Source organism: Aeromonas simiae (genome assembly GCF_000820125.1).
Classification (GTDB): Bacteria; Pseudomonadota; Gammaproteobacteria; order Enterobacterales; family Aeromonadaceae; genus Aeromonas; species Aeromonas simiae.
The window spans coordinates 1-9,268 of the sequence record NZ_CDBY01000048.1; the positions used below are offsets into that span (position 1 = coordinate 1).

Genomic DNA, 9,268 nt, shown 5'->3' on the forward strand with positions numbered 1-9,268 from the left:
AATGCAGTGCTCCCCTTCCCGCTGGGAAGGGGAGCACTGCATTGCCCGTGGGGGCTAGCCGGGAGGATGTGCGCCTTCGGCTTCTTCCTCCCGTCTGCCGATAGGCTTGGGTCGTTCCAAGGGCGTCAAGGGCCGGGCCGCCCCGGAGACCCTTGACCCCCCTTTCCACTCGAAAAGCGATCAGGAAGCGCCACAGCGGCCCGTAGGGCCGTTTTAGGGGTCTGGCATAACCCAGGCCACCCCAAGACCGGAAAACGCGCTGTAGGCCCGTTTCTGGCCGCTTTGCCCAAGTGGAGCCGGGCGGCGGGCGGAAAGCTCCGCTTTTCGTTCGACGGCTGGCCGACAACGAGCCGAAGGCGAGGCGTCAGCACGGTGTTTCACCAAAAACGAGCAGCCGACCGGGCAGCGGTACGTTACGAAAACCGCTTGTGTATCGTACTGTATAGCTGTATGGTATCGTATCAATACGAAATACAGTAATACGATACGAAAGGAGAAAGGATCATGGCACGTCAAGGCATCACTCGGGATCAAGTTTTCACCGCCGCTGACGCCCTCGTGGGCGACGGGCAACAGCCCACCATCAATGCGATCCGGGAGCGTTTGGGCGGCACCGGGTCGCCAAACACGATCCACAAGCATCTTGTGCAATGGCGTGAGGCCCGCCCGGTGGCTGCCGTTGCGGCCCCGGAGTTGCCGCAGGCGCTGACTGCCGCCATTGCTGGCGAGATCGAGAAGGCCGCAGCGAAGGCGCGGGCCGAGAAAGAGCAAGAACTCCAGCAAGCGCAGGCCGAGGCCGCCGAACTTGGGGCCGCAGGCGAGGCGCTGGAGGCCGAGCGCGACGAGCTGGCCGAGCAGGTGGCCGTCCTCACCACGGAGCGCGACACGCTGGCAGGCAAAGCCGCCCAGCAGGCCGCCGACTTGGCCGAGGCGCAGCAGCGCATCGAGCGCGAGCAGCAGGCGGCAGAGGCCGCCCGCGTGGAGGTGGCAACGGCACGGCTCAAGATCGAAGCGCAGACCGAGCGCCAGACGGAGCAGGCCGCAGAGATAGAGCGCCTACGCGCCGCACTGGCCGAGGCACAGCAGGGCCGCACCGCCGCCGAGCAGCAGGCCGCCGTGCTGGCCGCCAAGCTGGAGGCGTGCGCCGACCGCGCCGAGCAGATCGAGCAGCAGGCCGCCAAGGCTGCACAGGCCCACGACACCGCCCGCGCAGCAGCGGCGCAGGAAATCCGGCAGGCGCAGGCCGAGCGTGACGAGGCCCGCAAGGTGGCAGCAGAGGCCCGCGAGCAGGCCGCACGACTTGCCGGGCAGCTTGAGGCGCTGCAACGGCAGCAGGACAAGGCCGAGGCCGCCGAGAAGGCCACCAAGGCACCGAAAGGGAAAGGGGGGGAGTGATGCCAGCCGCCGCCCAGTTCGGCGGGGCGGGGGTCGATGGCATAGCCGTAGTCCGTCATCGCCGCGCCCTCTCGGCCATCAGGGCATCGCCTTTGGCCTTCCAAGCTGCCCTCTTGGCGTCATCGACCTGGGCCTCGGCCAGCGACACCAGAGCGCCCAGCAGTTCGCCCCGGTCGCGGGTCGGCTTGCCGGTCTTGGTATCGATCAGCCCGGCCAGGATCATCAGGCCCGCCGACTCGTACAGCTCATGGTCGCGGGCCTTCCTCTCGGCGGCCCTCTCGGCGTTGATGATGCGGGCGGCGTCGGCGCGGGCCTTCTGGGCGCGTTCGGCGGCCTTCTCGGCGCGTACCAGGGCGGCCAGTTTGCGGCCATCGTCGGCGGTGCGGTCGGGCTTGTCGGCCAGCATCAGCAGCAGGCGCTGTTGATCGCTGGGAGCCTTCAAGCCGCGCAGGTATGCCAGCCGTTCGGCCAGCCACTTATCTTGTGTCATGGGTGCGTCTCCCTCTGTGATGGAGGCTCCCATTTTACGCGGAAGGTGGCCGGGGCGCGACGGCTGCGGTATCCTTCCGTTTTACGGAAGGCGCGCTTAGTTGTTTCTCGGCAAGCCGAGAAACGCGCGGCAGGGGAAGCCCCTGCACCCCAGCGCCTACGGCGCAAAAAACACGAGGAGCGGCGGCGGTGGCAATCGGGCGATTGAGCATGAAGGTAGGCAAGGCCGGTAAGGCCGGGCCTCATGCCGCCTACATCGCCCGCGAAGGCCAGTACGCCAACCGCCTAGAGCGCGGCGAAAAGTTGGAAGCGACCGAGGCGGGCAACATGCCCGCCTGGGCGCAGTCCAACCCGCTTGCCTTCTGGCAGGCCGCCGACGCCTACGAGCGCAAGAACGGCACGACCTACCGGGAGATGGAAATTGCCCTGCCGCGCGAGCTGAGCGCCGCGCAGCGGATCGAGCTGGTGCGCGAGTTTGTACGCCAGGAGATAGGCGACCGGCACGCCTACCAGTGGGCCCTCCATGTACCGACCGCCGCCGATGGTGGCGAGCAGCCGCACTTCCACCTGATGTTTTCGGAGCGACAGGTGGATGGCATCGACCGCGACCCGGAGCAGTACTTCAAGCGGTACAACGCCAAGGCCCCGGAGAAGGGCGGCGCACGCAAGGGCTACGGCCCGAGCGCGGGCCAGACCTTGACCAAGGCCGAGCGGGCCGCCGAGCTGAAAGAGCTGCGCGGGCGCTGGGAGGCCATGTGCAATGCGCACCTGGAGCGGGCCGGGGTGGAGCAGCGCATCGACATGCGCAGCCACGCCGAGCGCGGCACCGGCCTGGAGCCGGAGCGCAAGCAGTTGCCGAGCGCCTGGCGCGGCGAAGGTCGCGCCCAGGTGATCGAGTTTCGCGCCGCCCGCGCCGAGGTGGCCCAGGCCGCCGCCGAGCTGCGGCGCGCGGTGCCGGATACCGGCGCCGAAATCATCCACCTGGAAGCCGAGCGGCAGCGCCGCGAACAGGCCCAGCGGGAGGCCCGAGAGCGGGCCGAGCGGGAGAAGGCGCAGCAGGAGCGCCAGCGCCTGGAGCGCATGAGCAGCCGCGAGCTGGCCCAGGAGATTGCCCGCCTGCGCCCGCCGCGAGTGATCGACCTGGTAGAGCGCGACCGCGCTGTACTACAGGCCGAGGCCGAGCGGCAGGCGCTACAGAACCAGCACACCGAGGCGGGCAGCGCCGCAGCCCGCGCCCGCGACCAGGCGCAGGCATGGCGGGAGGCGCACAAAGTGCAGGCGTGGTTCCACGACAAGGGCATTGGTCATGCGCCCAAGCTGCGCGAGCTGGAACAGCAGCGCGAGGAACACCGCGCCGAGTGGCAGCGACTTGGGCAGCGCATCGAGGAGGCCAGCTTGCGCGTGCAGCACGTGCGCCAGCAGGCGCACCAGCGCATCACCGCCGAGCAGGAGCCGACGCTGGCGAAGCTGGCCGAGCTGGAAGCCTTGCAGAAGGAGAAGGCCCGCCAGGAGCGCGAGGCCGAGGCGAAGCGGCTACAGCAGCAGCGCATCGAGCGCGAGCGCGAGGAAGAGTCGATGGCCGCGCTGGAGCACCGTCTAGCGGAACTGCGGGCCGCGCAAGAGGCTGACGCCACTCAGCCGGAGCCCAGCGATGATGATCCTCGCTGGGCGGCGTTTGAACGCACCTTCATGCACGCAGCCCAGTTCGAGCACTACCTCAGCTTGACCGTTCTGGCCGCACCGCTTGCCGGACTCAAAGCACGTTTCGCGGCGTACATGGATACCGCTGCGGAGCAAGGCATGACGCCGGAAATGTTCGCTCAGGCCTGCGCAAAAGGCATGGCCGAACAGGAGCGGCGGGCTATGCAGGAACAGGCGGCGAGGGATGCCGATCCCAAACAGCCACAAGAGGACTCCCCTGTTTCTACTCCCACCCCATGATGCCACCGGCAATGGTGGGAACAGTGTGGAAAGACGGTGGCGGCATGGTGTCAATGATGACGGTAACAAGGTGGTGACATGGTGGAACGATGGTGGCGGGATATTGGTAAGACAGTGGCGACACTGTGGCGGCTGTGTGTGCATACGGTGGCAATAGCGTGGCACTTCACCACAATGCAGCCACATTCCTGCCACCATCTGATGTCGATTCGGGAGGGTTGCGCATGAAAGTCTGGGCATTCGATGAGAACCGGGCCGATTTCGTAGATGCTGCGCCGGAGCGGATGAACGCTGATGCGACCGGGTACTACATCATCCGGCGCGGCGATGACGTGTTAGTCCGCGAGCACGGCCAGGAACGGCCCATGCCTGAGCGGCTGACCGTAGCCGGGGTGCCATTTGACCGGGAGCAGTTCGAGCACACCCACCCCCTGCCTCTGCGAGCGGAGATGAAACGAGACGGCCAATGGGCGCGGGCGCAATTGCAGGCCCGCGACCGGGCCGAAATCGCCCTGCCGCTGGAATTGCCCATTTGGGTGACGAAAACGCCGCTGACCGAGGGCAAGGCGTGATCCTGTCGCCCGTCTGCGGGCATTTGTTTGTGTTTCATCGTAGCCCTGCCGACTGTTCAGAAAACGGTGGTTTGTTGGACAGTTGCCGCAAGGGGCGTTTTTGTCATTTTCAGAAGACGACTGCACCAGTTGATTGGGCGTAATGGCTGTTGTGCAGCCAGCTCCTGACAGTTCAATATCAGAAGTGATCTGCACCAATCTCGACTATGCTCAATACTCGTGTGCACCAAAGCGAGGTGAGCGGGGTTCTAGGGATTTTCCGTCCAAATGCGACATTCAGACTGCTAAGTGATTGATTTATTGTGACTGGCTATGTGAAGCGCCAAAAAAGTAATACCCCTCTGGAGGCCGCGGACGGCGTGGCCTCCAGAGCACTTTGTCGTTTTTGGACGGAAAATCCCTAGAACCCCAATGTTCTCGGCCTGGCGTGGCTCGGCCTGATCGGAGCGGGTTTAACCTACTTCCTTTGGTTCCGGGGGATCTCGCGACTCGAACCTACAGTTGTTTCCTTACTGGGCTTTCTCAGCCCGGGGACCGCCGTGTTGCTAGGATGGTTGTTCTTGGATCAGACGCTGAGTGCGCTTCAAATCATCGGCGTCCTGCTCGTGATCGGGAGTATCTGGCTGGGCCAACGTTCCAACCGCACTCCTAGGGCGCGTATAGCTTGCCGGAAGTCGCCTTGACCCGCATGGCATAGGCCTATCGTTTCCACGATCAGCGATCGGCTCGTTGCCCTGCGCCGCTCCAAAGCCCGCGACGCAGCGCCGGCAGGCAGAGCAAGTAGAGGGCAGCGCCTGCAATCCATGCCCACCCGTTCCACGTTGTTATAGAAGCCGCATAGATCGCCGTGAAGAGGAGGGGTCCGACGATCGAGGTCAGGCTGGTGAGCGCCGCCAGTGAGCCTTGCAGCTGCCCCTGACGTTCCTCATCCACCTGCCTGGACAACATTGTTTGCAGCGCCGGCATTCCGATGCCACCCGAAGCAAGCAGGACCATGATCGGGAACGCCATCCATCCCCGTGTCGCGAAGGCAAGCAGGATGTAGCCTGTGCCGTCGGCAATCATTCCGAGCATGAGTGCCCGCCTTTCGCCGAGCCGGGCGGCTACAGGGCCGGTGATCATTGCCTGGGCGAGTGAATGCAGAATGCCAAATGCGGCAAGCGAAATGCCGATCGTGGTCGCGTCCCAGTGAAAGCGATCCTCGCCGAAAATGACCCAAAGCGCGGCCGGCACCTGTCCGACAAGTTGCATGATGAAGAAGACCGCCATCAGGGCGGCGACGACGGTCATGCCCCGGGCCCACCGGAACGAAGCGAGCGGGTTGAGAGCCTCCCGGCGTAACGGCCGGCGTTCGCCTTTGTGCGACTCCGGCAAAAGGAAACAGCCCGTCAGGAAATTGAGGCCGTTCAAGGCTGCCGCGGCGAAGAACGGAGCGTGGGGGGAGAAACCGCCCATCAGCCCACCGAGCACAGGTCCCGCGACCATCCCGAACCCGAAACAGGCGCTCATGAAGCCGAAGTGCCGCGCGCGCTCATCGCCATCAGTGATATCGGCAATATAAGCGCCGGCTACCGCCCCAGTCGCCCCGGTGATGCCGGCCACGATCCGCCCGATATAGAGAACCCAAAGGAAAGGCGCTGTCGCCATGATGGCGTAGTCGACAGTGGCGCCGGCCAGCGAGACGAGCAAGATTGGCCGCCGCCCGAAACGATCCGACAGCGCGCCCAGCACAGGTGCGCAGGCAAATTGCACCAACGCATACAGCGCCAGCAGAATGCCATAGTGGGCGGTGACGTCGTTCGAGTGAACCAGATCGCGCAGGAGGCCCGGCAGCACCGGCATAATCAGGCCGATGCCGACAGCGTCGAGCGCGACAGTGCTCAGAATTACGATCAGGGGTCTGTTGGGTTTCACGTCTGGCCTCCGGACCAGCCTCCGCTGGTCCGATTGAACGCGCGGATTCTTTATCACTGATAAGTTGGTGGACATATTATGTTTATCAGTGATAAAGTGTCAAGCATGACAAAGTTGCAGCCGAATACAGTGATCCGTGCCGCCCTGGACCTGTTGAACGAGGTCGGCGTAGACGGTCTGACGACACGCAAACTGGCGGAACGGTTGGGGGTTCAGCAGCCGGCGCTTTACTGGCACTTCAGGAACAAGCGGGCGCTGCTCGACGCACTGGCCGAAGCCATGCTGGCGGAGAATCATACGCATTCGGTGCCGAGAGCCGACGACGACTGGCGCTCATTTCTGATCGGGAATGCCCGCAGCTTCAGGCAGGCGCTGCTCGCCTACCGCGATGGCGCGCGCATCCATGCCGGCACGCGACCGGGCGCACCGCAGATGGAAACGGCCGACGCGCAGCTTCGCTTCCTCTGCGAGGCGGGTTTTTCGGCCGGGGACGCCGTCAATGCGCTGATGACAATCAGCTACTTCACTGTTGGGGCCGTGCTTGAGGAGCAGGCCGGCGACAGCGATGCCGGCGAGCGCGGCGGCACCGTTGAACAGGCTCCGCTCTCGCCGCTGTTGCGGGCCGCGATAGACGCCTTCGACGAAGCCGGTCCGGACGCAGCGTTCGAGCAGGGACTCGCGGTGATTGTCGATGGATTGGCGAAAAGGAGGCTCGTTGTCAGGAACGTTGAAGGACCGAGAAAGGGTGACGATTGATCAGGACCGCTGCCGGAGCGCAACCCACTCACTACAGCAGAGCCATGTAGACAACATCCCCTCCCCCTTTCCACCGCGTCAGACGCCCGTAGCAGCCCGCTACGGGCTTTTTCATGCCCTGCCCTAGCGTCCAAGCCTCACGGCCGCGCTCGGCCTCTCTGGCGGCCTTCTGGCGCTCCTGCTGCGGCGTCCGCTCGTGGGCCGTGGCGCGGGTCCGCGCGCCGGCCTCGTGCGCCTGGCGCTCGCGGGCGAGGTCCAGGGCGGCCGTCTTCACGTTCTGCCTTGCGCAGATGAGATAGATCTAGCGTGGACTCAAGGCTCTCGCGAATGGCTCGCGTTGGAAACTTTCATTGACACTTGAGGGGCACCGCAGGGAAATTCTCGTCCTTGCGAGAACCGGCTATGTCGTGCTGCGCATCGAGCCTGCGCCCTTGGCTTGTCTCGCCCCTCTCCGCGTCGCTACGGGGCTTCCAGCGCCTTTCCGACGCTCACCGGGCTGGTTGCCCTCGCCGCTGGGCTGGCGGCCGTCTATGGGGTTCTAGGGATTTTCCGTCCAAATGCGACATTCAGACTGCTAAGTGATTGATTTATTGTGACTGGCTATGTGAAGCGCCAAAAAAGTAATACCCCTCTGGAGGCCGCGGACGGCGTGGCCTCCAGAGCACTTTGTCGTTTTTGGACGGAAAATCCCTAGAACCCCGGGAAGGCGTCGACAGCTATCTGGCCGTACTGGACGCGCAACGCCTGCTGTTCAGCTCGCAGCAGCAGCTGGTATTGAATCAGCTGGCGCAGCTCAATAGCGAGATCGATCTGTACCGGGCATTGGGCGGCGGCTGGCACACGGCGTCAGTGGCGCCAGCTGCCGCCAGCGCCGATCCCGAAGCATGAAGTGTTGTCATCTGTTTTTCATGAGGAAACAAATCATGTTGTTGAGATCCTTGCCGGCCGGCGCACTGGCTGCGGCCTTGCTTGCCACGCCCGCCGTTGGTGCAGAATTGTCTGCCGCGGTGGGCGCCACGGGCCAGGGCGGCGCCACGTTGCGCATCGGTGCGTCAAAGCCCTGGGAAGCGCGCTGGTTCGACAGCGGCACGGGGCACCTTTCCGGTTACTGGGACGCGGGCTACACCTATTGGGTGGGCGGCAAAGAGGCTTCCGGAGCCCATTACGCCTCCCTAAATAAACCCGGCTTCGCGCTGGTGACGCAGAGCCAAGATCACTACGGTTTCGCCCTCTAGGCGGTAACGCGCCAGATAACCACTGTCCCCAAAGGGGATGACCCACTCGCGGAACACCTCCGGGAGCCCTTCAATAGGACGCCCCATCGCGGGTTGTTGCCCGAGCTGGGCCAGCGCCGAACGGATGGTTTGGGCTGCTCGCTGTGCAACAACTGGGCTCTTACTGTGCAAGAACTCGCGCAGCCGTTTAAGGTCACGCAGAGCAGCCGGAGAGAGGATCACTTGTGGCATGCAGGTGCACCACCTTCAATCTCGGTGCCCCAACCAGCCAACCACTGATCGGTCTCCTCAAGAGAGACATGCAAACCAGTCTCCTGAAACTCCTGCCAAGCATCGAGGGTATCGCGGCGGAACGCCTCCTTGCGCTCTTCGCGCTCAACATACTGGGTGATAGCTTCGCGCATCATCCAGTGCGCTGAACGGTCGCGGGCAGCAGCTAGCTGCTTGATCCGGCTTTGGGTATCGCTATCAAGTTTGATAGACATGGGTTTGGTAGCTGCGGACATAAGACCTCACTGTTAGCCAAAGGTATTACCTAGCGATACCTAAATTTACCACGCAATCTAAGCGCCGTCACAACCCGATTGCAGTACTGCAATGTCGCCCCCGAACTGGGGCGACTAGCGCAGTCTATCGCCACTGGCTCGGGGGCCGCCAAGCGCAGCGCGGCAGAGCGGGCTAGACCTTCATCCAGCGCAGCAACAGAGCCAGCGCCGCAATCCATGCCGCCACGTTCCAGGAAGGCCCCGCCAAGGCGCTGTAAAGTGGCCCCAGCGCCAGCCAGTCAGCCGCCCAGTACAGCAGGGCTTTCGCCGCGAACACGGCGGCCAGCGCCGCCACTGTGTGCCACAACATCAACCCCGGAAATCTATCGCTCAACCACATCGGCACCACCTCCCTTCAATCCAACTGAAGGCCTGCATCGAGGAGCCGCTGCCGCCACTCGGGGGTTCTAGGGATTTTCCG

The 9,268-nt window shown here is 64.1% G+C and carries 11 protein-coding genes and 1 pseudogene; 7 read left to right on the forward strand and 5 right to left on the reverse strand.

All coding sequences use genetic code 11. The features are described from left to right. Nucleotides 1–504 precede the first annotated feature (504 nt). Complete coding sequence (locus BN1134_RS08435; protein WP_042046575.1) at nt 505–1,395, forward strand: DNA-binding protein; 891 nt, start codon at nt 505–507, stop codon at nt 1,393–1,395. 55 nt (nt 1,396–1,450) lie between these two features. Here BN1134_RS08435 and BN1134_RS08440 read toward each other — a convergent pair whose 3' ends face one another. Then, nucleotides 1,451–1,885: a conjugal transfer protein TraD gene (locus BN1134_RS08440; protein WP_042046578.1), complete on the reverse strand. Its 435-nt coding sequence runs from the start codon at nt 1,883–1,885 to the stop codon at nt 1,451–1,453. A gap of 209 nt (nt 1,886–2,094) precedes the next feature. Between BN1134_RS08440 and BN1134_RS19230 the strand changes: the two genes are divergently transcribed. The 3 genes from BN1134_RS19230 (at nt 2,095) to BN1134_RS19240 (ending at nt 5,080) form a co-directional block, all read left to right on the forward strand. After that, a complete protein-coding gene (locus BN1134_RS19230; protein ID WP_065806379.1) occupies nt 2,095–3,825 on the forward strand; it encodes a MobA/MobL family protein in 1,731 nt (576 codons plus the stop codon). Between the two features lie 224 nt (nt 3,826–4,049). Next, a complete protein-coding gene (locus tag BN1134_RS08450; protein WP_038988888.1) occupies nt 4,050–4,397 on the forward strand; it encodes a hypothetical protein in 348 nt (115 codons plus the stop codon). 422 nt (nt 4,398–4,819) lie between these two features. Next, a complete protein-coding gene (locus BN1134_RS19240; RefSeq protein WP_425330936.1) occupies nt 4,820–5,080 on the forward strand; it encodes an EamA family transporter in 261 nt (86 codons plus the stop codon). A gap of 31 nt (nt 5,081–5,111) precedes the next feature. On the opposite strand, the gene tet(A) is transcribed toward BN1134_RS19240, so the two are convergent. Then, nucleotides 5,112–6,311, reverse strand: coding sequence for a tetracycline efflux MFS transporter Tet(A) (tet(A), locus tag BN1134_RS08455; protein ID WP_001973670.1), 1,200 nt, complete (start codon nt 6,309–6,311; stop codon nt 5,112–5,114). Between the two features lie 105 nt (nt 6,312–6,416). Between tet(A) and tetR(A) the strand changes: the two genes are divergently transcribed. From tetR(A) to BN1134_RS19985, 3 genes and pseudogenes are all read left to right on the forward strand, one after another. Continuing rightward, complete coding sequence (gene tetR(A) / locus BN1134_RS08460) at nt 6,417–7,067, forward strand: tetracycline resistance transcriptional repressor TetR(A) (protein ID WP_000164043.1); 651 nt, start codon at nt 6,417–6,419, stop codon at nt 7,065–7,067. A 702-nt stretch (nt 7,068–7,769) separates the two neighbouring features. After that, nucleotides 7,770–7,955: pseudogene (locus BN1134_RS08470) on the forward strand (TolC family protein); the annotation flags it as partial. Nucleotides 7,956–7,990: 35 nt separating this feature from the next. Continuing rightward, on the forward strand, nt 7,991–8,302 hold the full coding sequence (locus BN1134_RS19985; protein WP_052150402.1) for a hypothetical protein: 312 nt from the start codon (nt 7,991–7,993) through the stop codon (nt 8,300–8,302). On the opposite strand, the gene BN1134_RS20355 is transcribed toward BN1134_RS19985, so the two are convergent. From BN1134_RS20355 to BN1134_RS08485, 3 genes are all read right to left on the reverse strand, one after another. After that, nucleotides 8,240–8,533: a type II toxin-antitoxin system RelE/ParE family toxin gene (locus BN1134_RS20355; protein WP_011222050.1), complete on the reverse strand. Its 294-nt coding sequence runs from the start codon at nt 8,531–8,533 to the stop codon at nt 8,240–8,242. The two genes, BN1134_RS19985 and BN1134_RS20355, sit on opposite strands and share 63 nt — an antisense overlap. Beyond that, nucleotides 8,521–8,808, reverse strand: a complete 288-nt coding sequence (locus tag BN1134_RS08480; RefSeq protein WP_011222051.1) for a CopG family ribbon-helix-helix protein — start codon at nt 8,806–8,808, stop codon at nt 8,521–8,523. Before BN1134_RS08480 ends, BN1134_RS20355 begins: the two co-directional genes overlap by 13 nt. Nucleotides 8,809–8,980: 172 nt before the next feature. Beyond that, the gene (locus BN1134_RS08485; RefSeq protein WP_156991716.1) at nt 8,981–9,181 is read right to left on the reverse strand and encodes a hypothetical protein; all 201 of its coding nucleotides are present in this window, start codon (nt 9,179–9,181) and stop codon (nt 8,981–8,983) included. Nucleotides 9,182–9,268: the final 87 nt, after the last annotated feature.

Coding starts and splice junctions, on each gene's coding strand:
- BN1134_RS19985 (WP_052150402.1), top strand. CDS start 7,991: ATGTTGTTGAGATCCTTGCCGGCCGGCGCACTGGCTGCGGCCTTGCTT.
- BN1134_RS08450 (WP_038988888.1), top strand. CDS start 4,050: ATGAAAGTCTGGGCATTCGATGAGAACCGGGCCGATTTCGTAGATGCT.
- BN1134_RS19230 (WP_065806379.1), top strand. CDS start 2,095: ATGAAGGTAGGCAAGGCCGGTAAGGCCGGGCCTCATGCCGCCTACATC.
- BN1134_RS08435 (WP_042046575.1), top strand. CDS start 505: ATGGCACGTCAAGGCATCACTCGGGATCAAGTTTTCACCGCCGCTGAC.
- BN1134_RS08440 (WP_042046578.1), bottom strand. CDS start 1,885: ATGACACAAGATAAGTGGCTGGCCGAACGGCTGGCATACCTGCGCGGC.
- BN1134_RS08480 (WP_011222051.1), bottom strand. CDS start 8,808: ATGTCCGCAGCTACCAAACCCATGTCTATCAAACTTGATAGCGATACC.
- BN1134_RS20355 (WP_011222050.1), bottom strand. CDS start 8,533: ATGCCACAAGTGATCCTCTCTCCGGCTGCTCTGCGTGACCTTAAACGG.